The organism is Labrenzia sp. PHM005, from assembly GCF_006517275.1.
In the GTDB taxonomy this organism is placed as follows: domain Bacteria; phylum Pseudomonadota; class Alphaproteobacteria; order Rhizobiales; family Stappiaceae; genus Roseibium.
The window spans coordinates 1,949,194-1,971,112 of record NZ_CP041191.1 but is presented as its reverse complement, the minus strand read 5'-3'; the positions used below and the strand labels follow the sequence as shown (position 1 = coordinate 1,971,112).

The window sequence follows — 21,919 nt, the reverse complement described above, 5'->3', positions numbered from 1 at the left end:
CGGCGCTTATTGCGTCAGTTCCGCAGACCAGTCCCGGACCGGTGTATAACCTGCGTCCTTGAGCTTGGCCGTATAAGCCTTGAGCATATCACTGCCCGGCTCGCCCTTCGTATCGAGACCAGCTGCCCATTCAACCGCAATATTCGGCATGTTTGCAGCCCATTGAGCGCGCTCGGCCGGATCCATTTCAACAACGGTTCCACCCGATTCCATGTAGGCAGTCCGGCTTGCATCCGCCCGGTCCATGGCGACACCGGCAACATGGTCACGATAGGCCACGGCGACCTCTTGAAGGACACCTTTGACCTCATCCGGCAACTTGTCCCAGTAGTCCTTATTGACGGTGATCGTCTTGGAATTTACCGCACCAAGATCCGCTTTGAGCATATAAGGGGCGACTTCTGCGATCTTGAACGTCTTGGCAGCTTCCGGCCACAACATGGCATTGTCGACAAGCCCGGTCTGCAGCATGTTATAGAAGTCAGTCAGACCACCACGAACACCAGCCGCATTATCCAGGCCTTCCAGGTACCGCAGGTTCATGCCTGCACCGGCCACTTTGGATCCGGCCAAATCGGAAATAGAATCAATCGGCTCCTTGGAGAACACCTGATAGGTATCGAGCACGACGCCCGTTGCCAGATAGACTTGATTCTGCGCCTCGAATTCCTTCTGCATGGTCGGGAATTCTTTGGCGATTTCATCGACCGCCTTCGCTACCGCTCTTGCATCCGGCGCGATAAACGGTGTCACAGCCGACAAAGCCTGGCTTGGCAGTTTCGATGAATGGAAAATCGTGGTGACGATACCGATGTCGCCGAGGCCAAGTTTAATCCCCTCAAGGACGCCCTTCGGCTTGACGATAGAACCGCCATAGCTTTCTTGCCATTCGATCTTGTAATTGCCGGTCTTGGCAAGGCGCTTATCGACTTCTGGGATGAAGAACTCTGAGAATTCTTTCACCCACATAGCTCTGGACGGATAGCCGTCGATCGCTACCGCTTTGATAACTTCGGTCGCGAAGGATGGCATTGCCGTTGCGCTCAACGCTGCAAGTGCAATCACGCTCCGTCTAGTCAGTTTTCCGATCATTGTATTTCCTCCCAAAAAACTTCCGAGGTTTCAGGCCTTCTTCCAGCTGATCACGAGATTGGTTCCCGCTTGTTCATAGAGCTTTGAAATCGGGCAATATTTGGCTGTTTCTTCCGCGACCTGCGCGAGTTCTTCGTCACTCGCCGGGCCATCGGACGTGATGTCGAGCCGGATTTCCTTGAATGGAACATCCACTTCCTCCATCAAGAGGACGCCCCGCCGGTCGAAATCAATTTCCATTTGAAAGCTGAGGTGGCCGATATCGGCCCCAAGCTTGTCTGCACATTTGTTGCCGATGGTGTTCGTGCAGCCGATCAGCGCCGCATAAGCGGTTTCGGTCGGAGAGAACCCGGTGTTGGTGCCGCCTCGTTCAACCGGTTCATCAATCTCGGACTTCAGATCGCGCACCAGAACCTCGCAGCGGGAATGGCTGCTGGCAGTGCCGGTCATACGAACCGTAATGACTGTTTTTTGCCGAATGGCCATCTGAGTCCCTCAGAGAAACTTGCAAGCCGTCTCAAACGGCAACCGTGGCAATTTCTGGAACAATGCGCTTTCATCCGCATAGCCCAAATTACACAGGAAGTTGGACTTGAGAGTTGTCCCTGCAAAAAACTCTTCATCCACGATCTGGTTCGAAAATCCGGACATGGCCCCAACATCAAGCCCTAGCGCCCGCGCCGCAATCATGAAGTAGGCGCCTTGCAAGGTTCCATTGCGAAACGCTGTTGTCTCCGAGTGCTCGGGTTTGCCTACAAAATGCGGCCTGCGGTCCTCATGCGGAAATAGGAACGGCAGTTCTCTCCAGAATTCGAGATCATGGGCGATGATGACGCTCACCGGCGCTGACATCATCTTGTCGATGTTCTTGTCCTTCAGCGATTTTGCCAGCCGCTGTTTGGCCTCCATGCTTTCAACGAAGAAGAACCGCGCCGGGCAGGTATTCATGCTTGTCGGACCGGAAGCGGTGATCTCGTAAAGCGCTTCCAAATTCTCACGGGACACAGGCTTGTCCTGCCAAGCATAATGCGAGCGTGCTCCCCGAAGAATGAGATCTATTCCATCATCGTCAAGGTGCGGGATCCGGCCCCGCAAGGACCGCACCACGTCTTGCGCCTCGGCCCGGAGTTTTTCCAGGGCCTCACCAACAGGCGCGACTGAGGCAGACATCGTCATTCAGCGGCCTCCGTCGCAGATATATCTTCTTCGGCTACAATCGGATTGGCGCATATGCCGATGCCCTCAATCTCAACTTCGACAATCTCGCCTGGGCGCAACCAGCGCTGCGGAGTCTTGGCATGACCAACCCCTGGAGGGGTGCCCATCGCCAGATAATCACCCGGCTCGAGAGTCGTATATTCAGAGACGGTGGAAATGGTGCGCGCAACACTCCAAAGCATATCGGATGTGGTCGCGCTTTGAAGGATCTCGCTGCCGACGCGGCTTTCAATCTTCAGCCCTTCTGCGCCCGCGGGAAGCTCATCCGGAGTGACGACGACTGGACCAATTGGGCCTGTGCCATCAAAATTTTTGCCCGGCGTCCACTGGTGCGTCTTGCGCTGGTATTCGCGCACGGACCCATCATTAAACAGCGTGTAGCCAAAGACATGATCAAGAGCATCAGCTTCGCTGATATGCCGCCCGCCTTTGCCGATGATCACCATCAATTCGGCTTCATAATCCAGCTGCTCAGAACAGGAAGGCCGGACCATTGGCGCGCCTGCAGGGATCATTGAGGTGGTAGAACGCATAAACAGCGCAGGATAGGTGGGCACATCGTATCCACCCTCTTTGATGTGGTCGACGTAATTGAGGCCGAGACAGATAATCTTACCGGGCTTCGTTACCGGTAGCGCAGGTGTGATGGCTGCAGCGTCACACGCGGCCACACCGTCCTTGCGGGCCGCTAAAGCCGCAGCATCAGCTGCACCGGCAATTAGTCCCATCAGATCATGGCCAACGGCATTGTCGAGTGCCGTTAAATTCCACGCCTGTTCCCCCTCGTTCAGGTAGACGCCTGGCCCTGCCGGCCCCGTTCCCACAATGAAGCGCATAGTTTCCTCGGTGTTTCGAAATCTGACTCCACTTTGACGACGTTTTTTTCATTTGTCAAATAATATCGATTTTTTTATACTCACCAAAAATCGGGAGAAACGGAATGCCCAAGTGGGAAGATTACAAACGCACAGCCAAAGAACGAGGCGCCCTGGCGCTTGAGCTTTATGTAGTGAATACCAAGCCAGTAGGACCCGACGCAGATATTCCAGGCACCCTGCCCGATCATCTTGCCTACCAAGCCAAAATGGAGGCCGCAGGCAGTCTCGCATTCGCCGGCCCTGTCTCTGACGAAAGCGGTGAAGAGATGTTCGGAGAAGGTATGATTGTTTACAGAGCTGAATCGCTCGATGCCGCTCGGGAACTTGCAGATGGTGACCCCATGCATGCGCGCGGAGTACGCAGCTACACAATCCGCCGCTGGCTGATCAATGAAGGCAGCTTCACCCTATCGGTCGGCCTGTCTACTGGAAAAATCGACTTCAAATGACATCAAAAAGCTAACTGGCGGCCGGCAGCCAATCCTGAGCTCCGGTGGCCCAACAAAAACACGCCGTTCAAAACGAAAACTGTTGGGAGGAGATAATGTTGAGAACAGTAATCTCAGGAATGCTGATTGGTTTGGGTACCTTTGCTGCTCAGACTGCCATGGCGGAACCTTGCCTAAAAGTGACACTAACCGGCACCCAAGGCGGACCTCCTGTCTTTCAAGGACAGGCGGGTGCCGGTACTCTTGTTCAATACGGATCGCAGGAAAACAAATGCAATGACGTTCGCCTGCAGTTCGACACCGGGCGGGGAACCACACAACGCCTGTCACAGGCTGGTGTTCCGGTCGGAAAACTAGACGCGGTTTTTCTAACCCATCTGCACTCCGACCACACCGAAGGCCTGGCCGACATGATGCAGTTGCGCTGGCACTTCAATTCAGGCGGTCCGAAGGTGGATTTGGTGTGCAGCGAGGAAACCAAGTCTCCTCTTGGTTTTGCCCTGAGCTGCGAACGCTTTGCCAAACATATCGGGGATGCGCTCATCAATTCTGGAGAAATCGCCCAGCGTCTTGCCGAAAACAAAAAACGGCTCCCCGGTGGCCCTGCAGACCTGATCAACGTGAAAGACTTCAAGCCTGAAGAGGATGCGAAACAGGTTTGGGCCAAGGGCGATGTCACAGTCAGTGCAATCCGCTCAACTCATATTGCAGGTCATGCTTCCTACCGGGTCGATACGCCGGCCGGCAGTGTCGTAATCGGCGGGGACGCTGGAAACGACACCCGTAAGCCACCTCGGGAAACGTCTACATCAGCCCAGGTTGAAAAACTTGCGAATGGCGCTGACATCGTGGTTCATTCCACGATCCATCCGGTGATGGGTCCCGATGGCGGCACCGGCTTCCCGCCGCCGATCTATTTCCGGCAAAGCAATGCCACCGATCTTGGCCATTTGGCCCGCCGGGCTGGTGTCAAACATCTCATGCTGACCCATTTGATCCCACCCGTTGGCGCACCGCGCCAAGGCCCTTACAAGTTGCCTGACGGCGCCTTGGCCAATGAAGATTATCTCGGCGCAGTTTCGGACAGCGGGTTTGAAGGAGACACGATTGTTGGGACTGACCTGGTCTCTCTAACTCTACCAGTGCAGAACTGATCGAAAGATCCTTGATCAAACAATTGAGCCGGCCCGCGAGTGCGTGAGCCGGCTTTTTTTTATTCCGATGCAGTCGCTTCAGTCTGAGAAATCCGGCGCATCGACATTCGCCGGGTCACAATTTGGCGCCGGATAAACGCAATCATAAAGACAGCCGTCAGGATCAGCACGATCGTCGGCGCCGGGGCACTGTCCAAAAAGAAGCTCAGGTAAGTCCCGGCAAGCATGGATCCCATACAGACAATCACAGAGATCCAAAGCATGGTGCCAAACTTGCGCACCAGTAAAAAGGCAATCGCGCCCGGAGCGATCAGCAAGCCGATCGCGAGGATCAATCCGGCCGCAGACAACGTGGCAACAATCGTTAAGGACAGGGCTGCCAGCATTCCGTAGTGCAGCACATTGACCGGAAGGCCGGACGCTTGCGCCTGAGCGGCATCAAAACTGTGCAGCACAAGATCTTTCCATTTCAAGACAAGCGCACCAGCAACCAGCACCGAAATAATGCCCGCTGTCCAAAGGTTCTGACTGCCAACCCCCAGCATGTTGCCAAAAAGGATGTGATCTAGGTGCGCATTCGTTTCGATCGAAACATAAAGCACAATGCCAAGACCAAACATGCCGGAGAAGACGACCCCCATGACCGTGTCTTGCTTGACCCGGCTGTTGCCGGACAAATAGCCCGTCGCAACGGCGCAGATCATTCCTGCTCCAAACGCCCCCAGGATCAGAGGAATTCCGAAGATGTAGGCAAGCACAATGCCGGGCAGCACAGCGTGGCTGACAGCATCCCCCATCAAGGCCCAACCCTTCATCACCAGAAAGCAGGACAAGAGCGCGGTTGGAACGGAAACAAGCATGCAAATCAAAAAGGCGTTCTGCATGAACGCGAATTTGAACGGCAGCATCAACAAATCGAGGTCTATCACAGGTCCTCCCCGATGACGGTCTGGTGCATGTTTGTGTCAGCCGGCCCTTGGCGCAGAGCTTCAGCCGCCTTGCGGCGGGCAGCCAGAAGGCCGTGTTTGGGCGCAAACACAAAGGCCACGAGAAAGATCAGTGTTTGCAGGGTGACGATGATTCCGCCCGTTGCACCGTCCAGAAAATAGCTGATGTAGGCGCCAACAAAACTGGTGAGCGATCCGATCACGACCGACAGCATGATCAACCGTGGAAAGCGGTCGCACAGCAGATAGGCCGTCGCGCCGGGTGTTACGACCATGGCAATAACAAGAAAAGCCCCAACCGTTTGCATCGCTGCCACAACAGAGGCCGACAGCAGGATAAAGAAGACGGCCTTTAAAAGGCCAGGCCGAAGCCCAATTGTCCGGGCATGGTTCTCGTCAAAGAAGGTCACCATCAGGTCCTTCCACTTAACGAGAAGAACAGCCAACGAGACAAATCCAATGATCGCAAGCTGCAGGGTGTCTTCAGGTGTGATCGCCAGAATGTTGCCCATCGTGATGGTTTGGATCGACACCGACATGGGATTGACCGAAACGATGAACAGGCCCAGTCCAAAGAAGGAAGTGAAGATCAGCCCGATGATGACATCGACCTTCAAGCCAGATCGTTCGGACAGAAACAGCATGGCCCCGGCTGCGAGCCCTCCTGCGATAAAGGCGCCCAGCGCGAACGGCAGGCCGAGGATATAGGCGCCCGCCACACCTGGCACCACCGAGTGAGACAGCGCATCGCCGATCAGCGACCAGCCTTTGAGCATCAGGTAAGCAGACAAAAATGCGCAGACCCCGCCGACCAGGGCCGACACCCACATGGCATTGGTCATGTAACTGTAACTGAACGGCTCCAATAGAACGGATATCATTTCCGCCCCTCAGTGGTTTGCACTTCACCACCATACTGCACAAAGGGCCGCTCATCGTCGGTCAGGATGGTGACCGTGCGGTCGTCCCCATCTGTGTGAAGCGTCTGATCACTGATGGTAAAGTGGCGCAGAACCCCGCCAAAGGCATGCTCCAGGTTCTCACGCGTGAACGTTGTCTCCGTTGGGCCATGCGCCAGCACGGTTCCTTTGACCAGCACCGTCCGGTCACAGAATTCCGGCACAGAACCGAGATTGTGTGTAGATACCAGCATGACCCGGCCTTCTGCACGCAGCTCGCGCAGGAGCTCGACAATCTGCTCTTCGGTTTTCACATCAACGCCGGTAAAGGGTTCATCCAGCAAGATGACTTGACCGTCCTGCGCCAATGCTCTGGCTAGAAACACCCGTTTTCTTTGTCCGCCGGAAAGTTCCCCGATCTGACGGTGCCGGAAATCCTGCATATTGACCCTGGCAAGCGCCTCTGACACCGCCTCGTGATCTGCCTTTTTTGGCCAGCGCAGAAAGCCCATGTGGCCATAACGGCCCATCATGACCACATCTTCGACCAGCACCGGAAACGACCAATCTACTTCTTCCGATTGAGGGACATAAGCGACCAGGTTTTTCCGTAAGGCCTCACGGACGCTCATATCGAGAATTCGGATATCGCCCTTGGCCGCAGGCACAAAACCCATGATCGCCTTAAAGAGGGTCGATTTTCCGGCACCGTTGACCCCGACCAAAGCTGTCACCGTGCCGCGCGGAATGTCAAAACTTGCATTCCAAAGAGCGGTATGGCCGTTTCGGTAAGTGACCGTCACGTCTTCAGCCGAAATCCCATTGTCGGCTTGGTCTGGAGCCACCTCCATTCCCGCTTCCCTCAAAACATTCAACATGCAGCTTTTTCGCCCTTAGACGCTTTAGGTGATTGTGTGCTGCATTCATCTGCAAAACAACTGCAATAACAGGGCTCAGCAGACAAACGCACTCAGTTGGTTGCAGCTGCAAGGCCTTCAGCGACCGTGCTTGAGGTGACTTTCAAAAGATCGAGGTAAGTTGGAACGGCGCCATCGGCTTCACTGAGGGAGTCGACGTAGAGGACGCCGCCATAAGACACGCCGGTTTCCCGGGCGACCTGTTCGGCAGGCGCCGTATTGACCGTGCTCTCACAAAAAACGACCGGAATATTGTTTTCCCTGACACCATCAATCACAGACCGCACCTGTTTCGGTGTCCCGACCTGATCGGCGTTCATTGGCCACAGATACAGTTCCTTCATGCCGAAATCGCGGGCGAGATAACTAAAGGCGCCTTCACAAGTGACCAGCCAGCGCTTGTTTTCCGGGACCTTGTTGATCGTTGCCTGCAGAGGTTCAATGACCGCACGCAGTTCTTGTTTGTAGGCTTCGGCATTCTTTTCATACGTCGCCGCGTTGTCCGGATCATGTTTTGAAAACGCTGCTGCAATGTTGTCGATATAGATCTGCGCATTGCCAAGACCCATCCAGGCGTGCGGATTGGGCTTGCCCTCATAAGATCCGCTTTTGATGGAAATCGGGTCGATACCGTCGGTCAAAGTGGCGGATGGAACCTCACCAACATTGGCCAGGAACTGTTCAAACCAGAGCTCGAGGTTCATACCGTTCCAAAGGATCAGATCGGCATCATGGGCCCGAACGATGTCTTGAGGTGTCGGCTCATAACCATGGATTTCAGCCCCCGGCTTTGTGATAGAGACAACCTCAGCAGCGTCGCCGGCAACATTTGCAGCCATATCAGCGATCACAGTGAAGGTCGTCACAACCTTCATCTTGTCCTTGGCCGAGGCCCCTGAAGCCGCTGCCACGGCAACTGCCGCAACTGCGGCGAAGAGAAATGTCTTTTTCACTTTGAAATGTCCCTTTGAGTATTGACCCTTCTCGCAATTGATATTGCAACTCATTCGCAACTGTCAACCCAGTTGCGAATGAGTTGCATTAAAAACTGAATTAATCTCCGCCCCTCGGCGGCACAAAAAATCCGCTTTCCCAAGATTGATTGCAGCAGACTTCCCAAAACACAGCGACCTTAGGAAGCTGTCACCAGGTTCTGCAAACCCAATCGCGGTGTTTTTGCAGACACTTGGACAATTGACGGTCTTCGCCTATCATAAATTCCCGGAAAGCCGAGTCAGGCGCGAGAACGGCACTAGACGGGAGGGGCATCACGATGACAGTGACGCACGAGCCTTGGCTCGTGGCACTTTCCTTGGTTATGGCCTTCCAAGGGAGTTTTGTTGGATTAAGCTTGGCAGTCCAGGTCGGCAGCGCTCAAGATCCACGCCGCCGCCATTTACTGGCAGGCGCTGCGCTGACACTGGCCCTCGCCATCTGGTCCATGCATTTTGTCGGCATCCTGGCAGCAAAGTTTCAGGTCACCATCGACTATTTGGTTCTGCCAACCTTGCTGTCGTTTCTTGTGTGTGTGCTGGTTGTCGGCATTGCGGTTTTTGCGGCCAGCAACAAACGCCTAACCCCACTCCGCCTCGGCCTGTCTGCCTTTGTGATGGGGGCCGGGATTTGCACCATGCACTACCTCGGCATGTATGCCTTGCACACGTCTTTGCATATGGCGCATGACCCCGCCTATGTCCTCGCCAGCTTTTTGATCGCGTTTAATGCTGCCGGTTTGGCACTTTGGCTCTTGTTCAGCGCAGGCCGGCGACCGCCTATTGTCGTGTCGGCCGTTGTCATGGGCCTTGCGATTTCCGCCATGCATTACACAGCAATGACCGGATTGACCTTTGACCCGGCTCAATCAGCGGCCAGTTTAACTGCCCCCTCGCTGGGGCCGGGAGCATTGGCTATTCTGGTCTCCTGCGTCGCTTTTTTGGTATCGGCGCTGTTTTTGTTGGCGCTGGTCCCAGCACAGTCCGGTGACAAATCAGGTGAAGCGGAAGCAGGCACCGCATTTTCCGCACCTACGGCCAACATTTCCGCTGAAGTCGCCCCAGATGAAGCAACCTCCCATTCGATTGAACAAAAGACAGGCCTGCAGCCGAAGCCAGCCTCTGGTCTGCAAGCTGCAGCAAAAGCCGTCCGCAAGTCGGCCAGCGCCATTCGCAAGCCGATACCGATTGAATTTGATGGCCGGAAAACGCAAATAGATCCCGCTGAGATCGTCGCCATCCATGCGGATGCGCACTACACCCGGCTCCACGACAGCCGCCGCGAGTATTTCTGCCCCCTGTCGATCAGTGAAGCAGAGCAGCAGCTGGATCCCAAAATTTTCAATCGGGTCCACCGCAGCCATATCGTCAACCTGACAAAAGTCATCAATTTCAAAAGAGCCGGAGACGGTGGCGTTCTGCACCTAGCGGGAGACGACGGTCAAACGGTTCCGGTAAGCCGGTCACGATGGGGCCATGTCAAATCCAAATTGACCTCCCTTGAGCAACCCAGCGGCGACCCGTCCACCGCTGCAGCGCAATAATTTCAACCTTCTTGCCACAGCGCCGCCCAAAACCGCCAAACAAGTGGTTTTGCACGAATGGCGGCACCTTTCGGCCCGAGCTTACTCTCTAATGTCTGCAGAGACGGCCTAATACAGATAGCTCAGCCAGTTAGGCCGTTCTGCAAATCTACGTAGTTTCTCATAGACGCAAAATACGACAGCATCTCTGTCGTACTTCGTGCAATAGCCTCCGCAGTTTGTGCAATTTTAAGGCTTCCGGTGCACTCGGCCTTGAGGGTGCAACGCAACACCATCCACCCTTGGTAGCAGACTGAATGTCGAGACATCACCCGAATGAGAGGTTTGGGACGTCGATGTGGCTCACCTGCTGACGCCAGGTGCAGACCGCAGTACAGAATGAGGGAGGAGACCAACGTGATCCCTGGTGAGTTTATCTACCACCGGCCATCAACCGTTGCCGAAGCGGTTTCGATTTTGGCCGAACACGGCGATGAAGCCCGGCCATTGTCTGGCGGACATAGCCTAATTCCCATGATGAAGTTACGCATGGCAGCGCCGGAACACCTGGTTGATCTGGCAGGCGTTGAAAGCCTCAAGGGGATTAAGGAGGACGCCGGCACCATTGTCATAGGCGCGATGACAACACAGCACGAGATGATCCACTCGGACCTTCTGAGCGAAAAGCTACCGATCATCCGCGAAACGTCGCTGCTGATTGCCGACCCGCAAATCCGCTATCTCGGCACACTCGGCGGCAATGTTGCCAACGGCGACCCGGGCAATGACATGCCGGCGCTGATGCAATGTCTCAATGCGAGCTACGTTCTAACGGGTCAAGAAGGTGACCGTGAAGTGGCTGCGCGCGACTTTTATGAGGCGGCTTATTTTACGGCCTTAGCCCCGGAAGAAATCCTGACAGCCGTCCGCATTCCAACACCGCCGGCAGGTCATGGTTACGCCTATGAAAAGCTGAAGCGTAAGGTCGGCGACTATGCCACCGCAGCCGCCGCAGTCGTTTTAACGATGGACGGAGGCACAGTTTCGTCCTGTTCCATCGCGCTGACGAATGTGGCGGACACACCGCTTCATGCCGCAGATGCGGAAGCCATTTTGACAGGGTCCAGCCTGGACGCCGAAACCATCAAAAAAGCTATCGCTGCAGCAGAAGCAATTACGGAACCGGCATCTGACGGACGTGGTCCGGCGGAATACCGCACCAAGATGGCTGGCATCATGCTGGAACGGGCCCTTGCCCGCGCAGCGGAACGCGCAAGCTCATAAACGGTGACGAGGGAGAAATAGATGAGCGATATTGAACAAATCCCGGTCACAATGACGGTGAACGGCAAGAAGGTGCAGCGCTTTGTCGAACCGCGCACACTTTTGATCCATTTCCTGCGGGAAGATTTGAATATCACCGGCCCTCATATCGGCTGCGAGACCTCACATTGCGGTGCTTGCACGGTTGAGATGAACGGCATGTCGGTGAAAACCTGCACAATATTTGCAGCTCAAGCGAACGGCGCGGAGCTAACAACTGTTGAAGGCATGGCGAATGCCGACGGGACGTTGTCGGCACTGCAAGAAGGTTTCCGCCAGATGCACGGCCTTCAGTGCGGTTTCTGCACCCCGGGCATGATCATGCGCGCGCATGTTCTTTTGAAGGAAAACCCGAACCCATCGGAAGAAGAAATCCGCATGGGCATTGCCGGCAACCTCTGCCGCTGCACCGGATACCAGAACATCGTCAAAGCCATCCAGTATGCCGCGGCCAAGCTCAACGGCACTGAATTCCAGGAGGCTGCAGAATGAATGATATGACCCCGACACGGGAACAGCGGGAAGCAGCCCTTGAAGGCATGGGCTGCAAACGCAAGCGCGTGGAAGATGTTCGTTTCACGCAAGGCCAGGGCCAGTATGTCGACGATCTGAAACTGCCGGGCATGGTCTTCGGTGACTTCGTACGCTCGCCTTATGCACACGCGAAGATCACCAAGATCGACGCAACCGAAGCTCTCAAAATCCCAGGTGTGATTGCTGTCCTGACGGCCGAAGACCTGAAAGGCGTGAACCTTGCCTGGATGCCGACGCTGGCCGGTGATGTCCAAATGGTGCTGGCGGACGGCAAAGTGCTCTACCAGAACCAGGAAGTCGCCTTCGTGGTCGCGGAAAACCGCTACATCGCAGATGATGCCATCCAGCTCGTTGAAGTCGACTATGAGGAATTGCCGGTTCTGGTCGATCCGTTCAAATCAATGGATCCGGATGCGCCGGTTCTGCGCCCGGATTTGGAAGGTAAAACCGAAGGTGCGCATGGTCCACGCGACCATCACAATCACATCTTCAAATGGCAGGTGGGCGATAAGGACGAAACCGCGAAAGCCTTCGCCGAAGCCGACATCACCACCAAAGACATGATCTCCTACCACCGCACGCACCCGTCTCCGCTGGAGACCTGCCAGTGCGTGGCATCTATGGACAAGGTGAAAGGCGAATTGACGGTTTGGGGCACCTTCCAGGCGCCACATGTCATCCGGACGGTCGCCTCCCTGCTCTCAACCATTCCAGAGCACAAGATCCATGTGATTGCACCGGATATTGGCGGCGGCTTCGGCAACAAGGTGGGCGCTTATCCGGGCTACATCTGCTCGATCGTTGCCTCCATTGTCACCGGTGTTCCGGTGAAATGGGTTGAAGACCGGATGGAGAACCTCTCCACCACATCCTTTGCCCGCGACTATCACATGACCACGGAAATCGCCGCGAAAAAAGATGGCACCGTGACCGGACTAAAAGTGCACGTTCTCGCCGACCACGGCGGTTTTGACGCCTGTGCCGATCCATCCAAATGGCCGGCCGGCTTCATGAACATCGTCACCGGGTCTTATGACTTCCCGGCGGCGCATCTCGAAGTCGACGGTGTCTACACCAATAAGGCGCCAGGCGGCGTGGCCTACCGGTGTTCCTTCCGCGTGACGGAAGCCGCCTACTGTATCGAGCGGGCCATGGACATCCTGGCGCAAAAACTTGAGATGGATCCGGCCGATCTGCGCATGAAAAACTTCGTCAAGAAGGAACAGTTCCCATATCAGTCCGCTCTCGGCTGGGAGTATGACAGTGGCGACTATCATACCGCCATGCAGAAGGCGATGGACACCATCGGCTACCGCCAACTGCGTGAAGAGCAAAAGGCAAAACAGGACGCTTTCAAGCGCGGCGAAACCCGTGAGATCATGGGCATCGGCATCTCGTTCTTTACCGAGATCGTTGGCGCAGGGCCGTCCAAGAACTGCGACATCCTCGGTGTCGCCATGTTCGACAGTGCCGAAATCCGCGTCCATCCGACAGGATCGGTCATTTCTCGCATGGGCACCAAGTCTCAAGGCCAGGGCCATGAGACGACCTGGGCCCAGATCATCGCGACTGAAATCGGCATACCGGCCGACGACATCATGGTCGAGGAAGGTAACACCGACACCGCGCCCTATGGCCTTGGCACCTATGGCTCCCGCTCGACGCCGGTCGCCGGTGCTGCGATTGCCCTTGCCGCGCGCAAGATCCGCAACAAGGCTCAGATGATCGCAGCACACATGCTGGAGGTCTCCGAATACGACCTTGAGTGGGATGTTGATGGTTTTCAGGTGAAAGGCAATCCGCAAGCACGCAAATCCATGAAGGAAATTGCTTGGGCGGCCTACAACGCTCCGCCGCCCAATATGGAGCCGGGTCTGGAAGCGGTCAGTTACTACGATCCGCCCAACATGACCTATCCGTTTGGCGCCTATTTCTGTGTCATGGACATCGACGTCGACACAGGCGTTGCAAAAACCCGGCGCTTCTACGCACTGGATGATTGCGGCACGCGCATCAATCCGATGATCATCGAGGGCCAGGTGCACGGTGGTTTGACAGAAGCCTTCGCCATCGCGATGGGTCAGGAAATCCGTTACGATGAATTGGGCAATGTGATGGGCGCGTCCTTCATGGACTTCTTCATCCCAACGGCCGTGGAAACACCCCATTGGGAGACAGACCACACGGTCACTCCGAGCCCACATCACCCAATCGGTGCCAAGGGTGTCGGTGAAAGCCCGAATGTCGGCGGTGTCCCGGCCTTCTCAAATGCTGTCAATGATGCCTTCCAGTTCTTGGGCTCTACGCATATCCAGATGCCACACGATGCCTGGCGGATCTGGCAAGCAGCCAAGGACCTTGGTGCCCACGGTTAATGGCAACTCCGCAAGACACCTCTCTCCCGGACTTCCGGGAGGGAGGAAAGAATAGGGAACGCCTTATGAGCAGCATAATTCAGATCGATGACCTGATCTTGCAAGCCGGAACGTCCTACCCGCGCATGTTCGAGATCGCCATCGCAAACGGGTTGGTTGTTTGGCCGAAACCCAACCAGAACAGACCGGAAAAGGCCGATGCATCTTAATGAGGATGCCGCTGAACGGACCAAGATGACCCAGACAAAAGAAACCCTTGCCGAAGCGCTGGCCGCCACGGGCTACGTCGCCGATGACGGACTGGCGATGGCGCTTCTTTTGACTGAGATGCTGAAACGTCCTCTGCTTCTTGAAGGCGAGGCCGGCGTTGGCAAGACCGAAGTCGCCAAGGCGCTGGCAAAGCTAGAAGACACGGATCTGATCCGGCTGCAGTGTTATGAAGGCCTCGACCGGTCCGATGCCATTTATGAATGGAATTATCAGCGCCAGCTTCTCGCCATTAAGGCGCGCGAAAGCAGCGGCGCAGATGCCGAAACGGTTGAAGAGGCGGTTTTTTCCGAAAAGTATCTCCTTGAACGCCCCTTGCTGGCGGCCATCCGGCAGGACAAGGCTCCGGTTCTTCTGATCGACGAAGTTGACCGGGCCGACGAGGAATTCGAAGCCTTTCTTCTGGAACTTCTGTCGGACTTTCAGGTGTCCATTCCCGAACTTGGCACGATTGAAGCCAAAAGCATTCCTCGGGTAATCCTCACTTCAAACGGAACCCGTGAACTCTCGGACGCGCTGCGCCGGCGATGCCTCTACCATTACGTCGATTACCCGGACACTAGCCGTGAAGCCCGCATTCTCTTGAGCCGCGTCGACGGGCTGGACACGGCCCTTGCCCTGCAAATCGCCGAATTGATGGGCAAATTGCGGAAAGAGGATCTGACGAAGGTTCCAGGTGTGGCCGAAACTATTGATTGGGCGGCAGCCCTTGTGGGTCTCGGGACGAAAAAACTCCTTGAGCAGCGTGAACTGGTTTTCGACACGCTCGTGTGTGTTCTGAAAACCCGTGAGGATCAGGCGCGCATCACGCCGGAAGTCACCGACCGCCTGCTTGGAAAGGTGGCCTGATCCGTGACAAGCCTTTCCCTTAAAACCCGCAACGACCTTGGCGCCGCCCTCCGGGTTCGGCTCGCCGGATTTGTGCGCTCGCTGCGCGACAGCGGCTACAAGGTGGGATTGGGAGAAACGGAAGATGCCGTCAAGCTCTTGCGGTCTGAGGCGCTCAAACGGCCGCAAATACTGAAAGAAGCGTTCCGGGCGCTTTTCTGTGCCCGGCTTTCGGATTGGAAGAAATTCGACGAGCTTTTCGATGCCTATTGGCTTGGGCGCGGCGTGAAATCCGGCATCAAGGTATCTGGCTCCAGCTCAAAGAAATCCATGAAGACCATCCGCGAACTGGTGGATGCGCAAGGCGCGCGTCAGGACACTATCGCAGGCGATGTTGAGCGTATTCCGGGCGAAGAGGACGAACCGAGCGACGACACACCGTCAGGCCGCCGGGAAGGCGCCAGCATTGCGGAAAACCTCGGCAAGGTGGACTTCCGCAACATCCATGATCCGGATGAAATGGCCAAGGCGCATGAATTGGCAGAAAAGCTCGCAAGAGCCATGCGGATCCGCCTTACCCGGCGCGACAAACAAAAACGCAAGGGTCCGCGCCTGGATCTGCGCAAGACAATCCATCATTCCATCGCTCACGGTGGCACGCCAATTGAACTGATCCACAAGGGTCCGCGCGCGCGCCAGCTACGCCTGGTGATCCTGTTGGATGCGTCCGGCTCCATGAGCAACTACACAGGTGTCTTCACCCGGTTTGTGCACGGTATGCTCGACAGTTTCCGGGAAGCCGAGGCGTTTCTCTTTCACACCCGCCTGGTGCATGTCTCATCCGCTCTTTCGGAACGCGACGCAACGCGCGCGCTCGACCGGATGGGCCTGATGGCACAAGGCATCGGCGGCGGCACCAAAATTGGCGAAGCACTGGCCGACTTTAACCAGAACCATGCGGCCCGCGTCATTCATTCCCGCACTTGCGTGATGATCCTCTCTGACGGCTATGACACGGGCACTCCGGACCAACTCGGCGAAGAAATGAACCGCCTGCGCAAACGCTGCAGGCGGATCGTTTGGCTCAATCCAATGATTGGCTGGGATGGCTACGAACCGGTGACCAGCGGCATGCAGGCCGCTCTACCCCATGTCGACCTGTTTGCACCGGCCCATAATCTGAACAGCCTCGCTGCCCTTGAACCTTATCTTGCGAGCCTTTGATGCGATGGGAGAAAAACCTATGAAACACTCCGATCCGGCGACCATCGGCACAGTCCACCCGACCTTGACGGACGATCTTGCCACTCTGACGGACCGCCTCCGCAATGAGGCTGAACCCTTTGCCGTGGCAACTGTTGTCCGTACGATTTCTGTCACAGCTGCCAAAGCTGGCGCAAAGGCGGTGATCGGTGCAGACGGTAGTATTGCTGGTGGATGGATTGGCGGCGGCTGTGCCCGCTCGGCGGTGGTGAAAGCGGCAAAAGCTGCGATTGAGGACGGTGAAACCAAGCTGATTTCGATCCAGCCGGAAGAACTCCTGGCCGAACTCGGTGTCGAAGCTGGCGACAATCGCGAAGGCATTCAATTCGCCAAAAACATGTGCCCGAGCCGGGGAACAATGGATATTTTCGTTGAGCCCGTTCTGCCACGGCCCAAACTTGTCATTCTGGGCTCCAGCCCGGTTGCGGTAGCGCTAGCGAAACAGGGCCCTTCAATTGGTTTTGACTGTGTCGCCTACGCTCCGCTAGACGATCTGTCCGCGTTCCCCGAATACTGCGAGTGGATCGACGGCTTTGGTGTCCCAGAAAACAGCAATGCGGACCGGTTTATCGTGGTCTCCACACAAGGACGCGGGGATCTCGCCGCCCTTGAGGCAGCCCTCGCAGCCCGGTCAAAACACATCGCCTTTGTCGGTAGCAACCGGAAGATCGCCGCGCTTAAAGACAAGCTGCGCGAAAAGGACATTCAAGAAGCGTATTTGGACCGGATCAGTGGCCCGGCTGGTCTTGACCTTGGCGCGATCACACCAGAAGAGATCGCGCTCTCCATTCTCGCCGAACTTCTGATGGTCCGCAGAAAAGGCCAACGCGGCACGGACATTCATCTCATCTAACACCGTTTCATAGACACCACGGAGACACCCTTTATGAAAATGACCGACAGCCGAAGGATCGAGGCGCCGCGCGAAACCGTGTGGGATGCTCTGAATGATCCGGACATCCTGAAAGCCTCCATTCCAGGCTGTGAAGAGCTCACCAAAAACTCCGATACAGAACTTGAGGCCAAGGTGAAGTTGAAGGTCGGCCCCGTGAAGGCAACCTTCGGCGGCAAGGTTGAACTGCTCGATCTCGATCCACCGAACGGTTACCGCATTGAGGGCGAAGGTGCAGGCGGCGTTGCTGGTTTTGCCCGCGGCGGCGCGGTTGTCCGCCTTGAAGAGGATGGCCCGGAGGCGACCATTCTTCATTACGACGTTGACGCCAAAGTCGGCGGCAAGTTGGCGCAACTCGGAGCACGGCTGATTGACTCAACAGCAAAGCGACTGGCAGGCGAGTTCTTTACCGCTTTCGCAGAACAAGTTGCTCCGAGTGCTCCAGCTGAAGACGTCGACGCTGAAGTAGATGCTGAGGCAGCGGAAGCTCCGAAAGAAAAGAAAGGCTGGCTGGGCAGCCTGTTCGGCGGCAAGAAAACAGATGACCAGCCACAAGAGGCTGCTGAATAGGAACACGGATTAGTATTCAGCTGTGCTGGAATAGACTGATTTGGGAGGACACCACGAATGACCGCAGAAACAATTTCCGTGAAAGATGCTTGGAGCGAGATCCGGCAGGATAGTTCTCTCCTGCTGGCCCTTGGAACCGGAAGCGTGCTGACTATTTTCCTGGCAACAGTTCACGCCTGCTGCCTGGGCCTCACAACGCCCCAAATAGCAGCGCTCCTGCAGATCTGTTCTTCGGCTGGCTGACGTTTCCGGCTAAGCAGAGGCATCAGCATGCGAACCAAGGCTTGGCCGTCCCGGCCCTGAGCCGGGATCACCCTGCCAAACGTCAAGGCCCCGGCTCAAGGCCGGGGCGGCGCAAGCGGGACTGATATGGCGAAACCGGCCTCAGGCCGTAATCGCCTTCAGCTCCAAAAAGTCTTCAAGACCAAACTGACCAAATTCGCGGCCGTTGCCGGACTGTTTGTAGCCGCCGAACGGCACGTCGTAGTCAATGCCTGCGCCGTTTATATAAACGTTGCCAGCACGCAGTTTCCGGGCAACCCGATTGGCCCGTTCCGGATCACCGGTCTGAATATAGGCGGCCAACCCGTAGGGCGTATCGTTGGCGATCCGGATGGCATCTATTTCCGTGTCAAACGGCAGAATCGCAAGCACTGGTCCAAAGATCTCTTCCCGCGCGACATGCATGTCATTGCTCACATCGGCAAAGATCGTCGGGCGGACATAGTACCCGGTTTCCAGACCTTCCGGTTTGCCAGGGCCGCCGGTGATCAGTTTATTGTCATCTTTCAAACCGGCTTCGATATGCCCTTGGATGCGGTCATACTGGAGTTGACTGACGACGGGTCCGATATGATCACCGTCCTTTTCTGGATTGCCGACTTCGGTTTCTTCCGCAAACCGTTTGGCCAACGTGACGGCCTCATCGTAGACGGAGCGCTCAACCAACAGCCGGGTTGGAGCGTCACACGACTGGCCGGAGTTAGAAAAACAGCCCTCAACCGATGTCCGGACCGCCGTTTCGAGATCGGCATCTGCAAACAGAAGATTGGCCGACTTGCCACCCAACTCCAGCGCCACCCTTTTGACCGTCGGCGCGGCGTTCTGAGAGACTGACGTTCCGGCCCGCGTCGATCCGGTGAAAGACACCATGTCGATATCCTGGTGGGAGGACATCGGCGCGCCGACACCCAACCCGTCACCATTCACCAGATTGAACACGCCAGCCGGACAACCGGCCTCATGAAGAATTTCTGCGAATAGCATTGCCGAGAGCGGCGCAACCTCACTTGGCTTCAAGACCATGGTGCATCCAGCGGCCAATGCCGGTGCAACCTTTGCCGCGATTTGGTTGATCGGCCAGTTCCAAGGTGTGATCAGGCCGCAGACGCCGATCGGCTCATCCCGCAAGGTGCTGCCGCCGCGCGGGCTTGGCCGCTCCCATTGATGGGATTTGAGCGCTTCAAGCGTTGCCTGAAAATGACCTGATCCGGCGGGTGTCTGCTGCTCACGCACGAACTTGGCCGGGGCACCCATTTCCAGACGGATTGCGTCATCCATTTCAGCTGAGCGGCGCTCATAAATTTTGATCACACGTTCGATTAAAGCCGCCCGGTCTTCAACGGACGTTTCTGACCAGGTTTCAAAGGCAACTTTGGCAGCCGCGACGGCCTTGTCGAGGTCCGAAGAAGACCCGAGAGAAATCACGGCAACCGGCTGTTCGGTTGCCGGATTGATCACCTCAAAATCCTTGCCTTCGACCGGATCAACCCACTGGCCATCAATATAGAATTGTCTTTTGTCCAACATGATTGTTTTCGCGCCTATCCCTATTCAGCCGCAACACTTTGAGCACGATTTGCAACAACTTCATAGCCCGGCTCTTCCGGTTCATCGTCCGACATTTCGGCCGGGAACCCATCGCCGAGAATTGTTAGGCCGGTGTCCTCTTCCAGACGCTTGATGATGTTGGGTGAAGGCTCCCGCGGACCGTAACGTTCGATGCCATCAGCAAAAATCTTGTTCAGGAGCGGCGACAATTCGAGCGGCACCTGATGCGCTTCGGCAATCGCTTGAAACAAGCCAATATCCTTGGCAACCAGATCCATCGTGAAGGAAATATCCCGCGACCCATTCAAGATAACCTGACCCTCCGTCTCGTGAACGAAGGACGTGCCAGACGAAATCTTGATCGCTTCATAGGCCGTGTTCAAATCCATACCAGCCGCCTTACACGTTGTCAGCGCCTCACACACTGAAACAAGATTGGCCGTCGCCAGATAATTGGTGACCACTTTTAGGACTGATGCTGAACCGATCTCACCGGTGTGCAACACTCTCCGCCCGAGGACGGTCAAGAATGGCAAGGCCTTTTCAAAGGTCTCACGGCTGCAGCCGGCGAAAATGGAAATGTTGCCCGTCGCGGCGCGATGGCAGCCACCGGAGACCGGACATTCGATTGCTTCGCCACCATTTGCGATCACAAGACTGGCTAGACGTTTGACTTCACTCGCGTCCGTGGTCGACATTTCCGCCCAGATGGTGCCGGGGCCTATGCCTTCGAGAATACCGTCCGGGCCTTCAACAACATCCGCGCAAGCGGCCGGGCTGGGTAGGCAAGTGATCACCACATCACAGGTTTCCGCCAATTGCCGCGGGCTTTCGCCCCGCTTGGCGCCGTTCGCGACAAATTTGGCCATCAAGTTTTCGTCGAGATCAAGAACCGTCAGCTCAAATCCATTGCGCAAGATGCTGCCGGCTAGTTTGCCGCCCACGTTCCCCAGCCCGATAAATCCTACGTTCATGTCAGCCTCTGTGTGTCCGAAATACCAATTCAATTGGGCCAAGCATCAGCGACTTTTTTCAGAAAGAAAAACGAATAAATCGATGGACATTTAGCGATTCTTTTTATCAATAAAGACATGTCCAACTTGCCCAATCTGTTATGGCTGCGAAGCTTTGAATCTGCGGCCCGGCTCGGCAGCTTTACCGCGGCAGCCCAAGAACTTGGCCTCACCCAGGCGGCTGTCAGCACCCATATCCGCAATCTGGAAAGCCAGCTTGGCTATTCGCTCTTCCGGCGGTCGACGCGGAAGTTGACGATGACTGAAATTGGCAAGGCCTATCTGCCGTCCGTGCGCAAAGCGATTGACGAACTGGCCCTCTCAACCGCAGGCCTGTTTGGCGCAAAACACTCCAGCACCATCACCTTACGCGCCCCGATTTCAACAACAGTCCTGGTCATAGCCCCTCAGTTACCAGAGTTTCTAAAGGCAAATCCGTTGATCAACGTCAGGCTTTTATCGGCAATTTGGGCGGAAACGGTTCTGGAAACCGAAGTCGACATCGACATTCGCCTCGGAAATGGAAAGTGGCCGGACGGTCATGCAGAGCTCTTGGCAAAAGACACCATTGTTCCAGTGTGTACCCCCTCGCTTTCGCAAGAAATCAAGTCACCGGAAGCGCTGTGTTTCACTCCACTCATTCACATTCTGGGATTTGAAGATCAGTGGAGCCGGTATTTTGCCCATTGCGGTCTGACACCATCAGAAGACCACCCGCGTGTCATGGCGGACACCACTCTGGCCGCAGCCGAGCTTGCCGCATCCGGAGCCGGCGTTGCTTTGATTTTGGAACGTGCAGCGATCCGGCAAAAAGACACAGGCAGGTTGGCCATTCCTTTGAAAACCAGCATTCCGCTCGGCCAAGACCATTACCTGGTTGAACGGGATCACAAAACCCGGACCCGTCAGGAGGTCGAAACGGTCAAGGATTGGCTCAGACACATCCTCAAATGAC

General features: G+C 56.0%; 23 protein-coding genes. 13 read left to right on the top strand and 10 right to left on the bottom strand.

The window, feature by feature from the left end:
• Positions 1-6: 6 nt before the first annotated feature.
• The 4 genes from FJ695_RS08945 to FJ695_RS08930 are packed head-to-tail and all read right to left on the bottom strand — an operon-like array spanning position 7 to position 3,146.
• Positions 7-1,092, bottom strand: a complete 1,086-nt coding sequence (locus FJ695_RS08945) for a C4-dicarboxylate TRAP transporter substrate-binding protein (protein WP_141185116.1) — start codon at positions 1,090-1,092, stop codon at positions 7-9.
• A gap of 30 nt (positions 1,093-1,122) precedes the next feature.
• On the bottom strand, positions 1,123-1,578 hold the full coding sequence (locus tag FJ695_RS08940; protein WP_141185115.1) for an OsmC family protein: 456 nt from the start codon (positions 1,576-1,578) through the stop codon (positions 1,123-1,125).
• Positions 1,579-1,587: 9 nt separating this feature from the next.
• Entirely contained in the window at positions 1,588-2,268 is a 681-nt protein-coding gene (locus FJ695_RS08935) for a malonic semialdehyde reductase (protein ID WP_141185114.1), read from the bottom strand.
• A complete protein-coding gene (locus FJ695_RS08930) occupies positions 2,265-3,146 on the bottom strand; it encodes a fumarylacetoacetate hydrolase family protein (RefSeq protein ID WP_141185113.1) in 882 nt (293 codons plus the stop codon). The genes FJ695_RS08935 and FJ695_RS08930 overlap by 4 nt, the downstream gene beginning before the upstream one ends.
• A gap of 104 nt (positions 3,147-3,250) precedes the next feature.
• On the opposite strand from FJ695_RS08930, the gene FJ695_RS08925 reads away from it, so the two are divergent.
• Positions 3,251-3,637, top strand: coding sequence for a YciI family protein (locus FJ695_RS08925; RefSeq protein WP_141185112.1), 387 nt, complete (start codon positions 3,251-3,253; stop codon positions 3,635-3,637).
• Between the two features lie 95 nt (positions 3,638-3,732).
• A complete protein-coding gene (locus FJ695_RS08920) occupies positions 3,733-4,791 on the top strand; it encodes an MBL fold metallo-hydrolase (protein ID WP_141185111.1) in 1,059 nt (352 codons plus the stop codon).
• Between the two features lie 59 nt (positions 4,792-4,850).
• Here FJ695_RS08920 and FJ695_RS08915 read toward each other — a convergent pair whose 3' ends face one another.
• From FJ695_RS08915 to FJ695_RS08900, 4 genes are all read right to left on the bottom strand, one after another.
• The gene (locus FJ695_RS08915; RefSeq protein ID WP_141188647.1) at positions 4,851-5,717 is read right to left on the bottom strand and encodes a metal ABC transporter permease; all 867 of its coding nucleotides are present in this window, start codon (positions 5,715-5,717) and stop codon (positions 4,851-4,853) included.
• Positions 5,717-6,619, bottom strand: a complete 903-nt coding sequence (locus FJ695_RS08910; protein ID WP_209010982.1) for a metal ABC transporter permease — start codon at positions 6,617-6,619, stop codon at positions 5,717-5,719. The genes FJ695_RS08915 and FJ695_RS08910 overlap by 1 nt, the downstream gene beginning before the upstream one ends.
• Positions 6,616-7,488 carry a manganese/iron ABC transporter ATP-binding protein gene (locus tag FJ695_RS08905; protein ID WP_141185110.1) on the bottom strand — a complete coding sequence of 291 codons (873 nt, stop codon included), beginning with the start codon at positions 7,486-7,488 and terminating at the stop codon, positions 6,616-6,618. The genes FJ695_RS08910 and FJ695_RS08905 overlap by 4 nt, the downstream gene beginning before the upstream one ends.
• A gap of 119 nt (positions 7,489-7,607) precedes the next feature.
• Positions 7,608-8,561 carry a metal ABC transporter substrate-binding protein gene (locus FJ695_RS08900; RefSeq protein WP_141185109.1) on the bottom strand — a complete coding sequence of 318 codons (954 nt, stop codon included), beginning with the start codon at positions 8,559-8,561 and terminating at the stop codon, positions 7,608-7,610.
• 266 nt (positions 8,562-8,827) lie between these two features.
• Here FJ695_RS08900 and FJ695_RS08895 point away from each other — a divergent pair, with 266 nt between their 5' ends.
• The 10 genes from FJ695_RS08895 (at position 8,828) to FJ695_RS08855 (ending at position 18,364) form a co-directional block, all read left to right on the top strand.
• A complete protein-coding gene (locus FJ695_RS08895; protein WP_141185108.1) occupies positions 8,828-10,090 on the top strand; it encodes an MHYT domain-containing protein in 1,263 nt (420 codons plus the stop codon).
• 396 nt (positions 10,091-10,486) lie between these two features.
• Entirely contained in the window at positions 10,487-11,353 is an 867-nt protein-coding gene (locus FJ695_RS08890) for a xanthine dehydrogenase family protein subunit M (RefSeq protein ID WP_141185107.1), read from the top strand.
• A gap of 21 nt (positions 11,354-11,374) precedes the next feature.
• Entirely contained in the window at positions 11,375-11,884 is a 510-nt protein-coding gene (locus FJ695_RS08885; RefSeq protein WP_141185106.1) for a (2Fe-2S)-binding protein, read from the top strand.
• Positions 11,881-14,301 (top strand): aerobic carbon-monoxide dehydrogenase large subunit, encoded by a 2,421-nt coding sequence (locus FJ695_RS08880; RefSeq protein ID WP_141185105.1) that lies wholly within the window; start codon positions 11,881-11,883, stop codon positions 14,299-14,301. The genes FJ695_RS08885 and FJ695_RS08880 overlap by 4 nt, the downstream gene beginning before the upstream one ends.
• A gap of 65 nt (positions 14,302-14,366) precedes the next feature.
• Positions 14,367-14,510: a hypothetical protein gene (locus FJ695_RS27975; RefSeq protein ID WP_168206300.1), complete on the top strand. Its 144-nt coding sequence runs from the start codon at positions 14,367-14,369 to the stop codon at positions 14,508-14,510.
• Positions 14,500-15,417 carry a MoxR family ATPase gene (locus FJ695_RS08875; protein ID WP_247653810.1) on the top strand — a complete coding sequence of 306 codons (918 nt, stop codon included), beginning with the start codon at positions 14,500-14,502 and terminating at the stop codon, positions 15,415-15,417. Before FJ695_RS27975 ends, FJ695_RS08875 begins: the two co-directional genes overlap by 11 nt.
• Before the next feature lie 3 nt (positions 15,418-15,420).
• A complete protein-coding gene (locus FJ695_RS08870; RefSeq protein WP_141185104.1) occupies positions 15,421-16,620 on the top strand; it encodes a VWA domain-containing protein in 1,200 nt (399 codons plus the stop codon).
• Between the two features lie 19 nt (positions 16,621-16,639).
• Positions 16,640-17,512, top strand: coding sequence for an XdhC family protein (locus FJ695_RS08865; RefSeq protein ID WP_209010981.1), 873 nt, complete (start codon positions 16,640-16,642; stop codon positions 17,510-17,512).
• Positions 17,513-17,545: 33 nt separating this feature from the next.
• The gene (locus FJ695_RS08860; RefSeq protein ID WP_141185102.1) at positions 17,546-18,121 is read left to right on the top strand and encodes a carbon monoxide dehydrogenase subunit G; all 576 of its coding nucleotides are present in this window, start codon (positions 17,546-17,548) and stop codon (positions 18,119-18,121) included.
• 57 nt (positions 18,122-18,178) lie between these two features.
• Positions 18,179-18,364, top strand: a complete 186-nt coding sequence (locus tag FJ695_RS08855; RefSeq protein ID WP_141185101.1) for a hypothetical protein — start codon at positions 18,179-18,181, stop codon at positions 18,362-18,364.
• Positions 18,365-18,505: 141 nt separating this feature from the next.
• On the opposite strand, the gene FJ695_RS08850 is transcribed toward FJ695_RS08855, so the two are convergent.
• Positions 18,506-19,930, bottom strand: coding sequence for an aldehyde dehydrogenase family protein (locus tag FJ695_RS08850; protein WP_141185100.1), 1,425 nt, complete (start codon positions 19,928-19,930; stop codon positions 18,506-18,508).
• A 20-nt stretch (positions 19,931-19,950) separates the two neighbouring features.
• Entirely contained in the window at positions 19,951-20,925 is a 975-nt protein-coding gene (locus FJ695_RS08845; RefSeq protein WP_141185099.1) for an NAD(P)-dependent oxidoreductase, read from the bottom strand.
• A gap of 117 nt (positions 20,926-21,042) precedes the next feature.
• Between FJ695_RS08845 and FJ695_RS08840 the strand changes: the two genes are divergently transcribed.
• Complete coding sequence (locus FJ695_RS08840; RefSeq protein ID WP_141185098.1) at positions 21,043-21,918, top strand: LysR family transcriptional regulator; 876 nt, start codon at positions 21,043-21,045, stop codon at positions 21,916-21,918.
• Position 21,919 lies beyond the last annotated feature (1 nt).

What these genes read in the sequence shown, in the direction of transcription:
- FJ695_RS08860 (WP_141185102.1), top strand. Translation starts at nt 17,546, where the DNA reads ATGAAAATGACCGACAGCCGAAGGATCGAGGCGCCGCGCGAAACCGTG.
- FJ695_RS08925 (WP_141185112.1), top strand. Translation starts at nt 3,251, where the DNA reads ATGCCCAAGTGGGAAGATTACAAACGCACAGCCAAAGAACGAGGCGCC.
- FJ695_RS08945 (WP_141185116.1), bottom strand. Translation starts at nt 1,092, where the DNA reads ATGATCGGAAAACTGACTAGACGGAGCGTGATTGCACTTGCAGCGTTG.
- FJ695_RS08865 (WP_209010981.1), top strand. Translation starts at nt 16,640, where the DNA reads ATGAAACACTCCGATCCGGCGACCATCGGCACAGTCCACCCGACCTTG.
- FJ695_RS08840 (WP_141185098.1), top strand. Translation starts at nt 21,043, where the DNA reads ATGTCCAACTTGCCCAATCTGTTATGGCTGCGAAGCTTTGAATCTGCG.
- FJ695_RS08905 (WP_141185110.1), bottom strand. Translation starts at nt 7,488, where the DNA reads ATGGAGGTGGCTCCAGACCAAGCCGACAATGGGATTTCGGCTGAAGAC.
- FJ695_RS08850 (WP_141185100.1), bottom strand. Translation starts at nt 19,930, where the DNA reads ATGTTGGACAAAAGACAATTCTATATTGATGGCCAGTGGGTTGATCCG.
- FJ695_RS08920 (WP_141185111.1), top strand. Translation starts at nt 3,733, where the DNA reads ATGTTGAGAACAGTAATCTCAGGAATGCTGATTGGTTTGGGTACCTTT.
- FJ695_RS27975 (WP_168206300.1), top strand. Translation starts at nt 14,367, where the DNA reads ATGAGCAGCATAATTCAGATCGATGACCTGATCTTGCAAGCCGGAACG.
- FJ695_RS08845 (WP_141185099.1), bottom strand. Translation starts at nt 20,925, where the DNA reads ATGAACGTAGGATTTATCGGGCTGGGGAACGTGGGCGGCAAACTAGCC.
- FJ695_RS08885 (WP_141185106.1), top strand. Translation starts at nt 11,375, where the DNA reads ATGAGCGATATTGAACAAATCCCGGTCACAATGACGGTGAACGGCAAG.
- FJ695_RS08895 (WP_141185108.1), top strand. Translation starts at nt 8,828, where the DNA reads ATGACAGTGACGCACGAGCCTTGGCTCGTGGCACTTTCCTTGGTTATG.
- FJ695_RS08855 (WP_141185101.1), top strand. Translation starts at nt 18,179, where the DNA reads ATGACCGCAGAAACAATTTCCGTGAAAGATGCTTGGAGCGAGATCCGG.
- FJ695_RS08875 (WP_247653810.1), top strand. Translation starts at nt 14,500, where the DNA reads ATGCATCTTAATGAGGATGCCGCTGAACGGACCAAGATGACCCAGACA.
- FJ695_RS08880 (WP_141185105.1), top strand. Translation starts at nt 11,881, where the DNA reads ATGAATGATATGACCCCGACACGGGAACAGCGGGAAGCAGCCCTTGAA.
- FJ695_RS08940 (WP_141185115.1), bottom strand. Translation starts at nt 1,578, where the DNA reads ATGGCCATTCGGCAAAAAACAGTCATTACGGTTCGTATGACCGGCACT.
- FJ695_RS08900 (WP_141185109.1), bottom strand. Translation starts at nt 8,561, where the DNA reads ATGAGTTGCAATATCAATTGCGAGAAGGGTCAATACTCAAAGGGACAT.
- FJ695_RS08910 (WP_209010982.1), bottom strand. Translation starts at nt 6,619, where the DNA reads ATGATATCCGTTCTATTGGAGCCGTTCAGTTACAGTTACATGACCAAT.
- FJ695_RS08935 (WP_141185114.1), bottom strand. Translation starts at nt 2,268, where the DNA reads ATGACGATGTCTGCCTCAGTCGCGCCTGTTGGTGAGGCCCTGGAAAAA.
- FJ695_RS08930 (WP_141185113.1), bottom strand. Translation starts at nt 3,146, where the DNA reads ATGCGCTTCATTGTGGGAACGGGGCCGGCAGGGCCAGGCGTCTACCTG.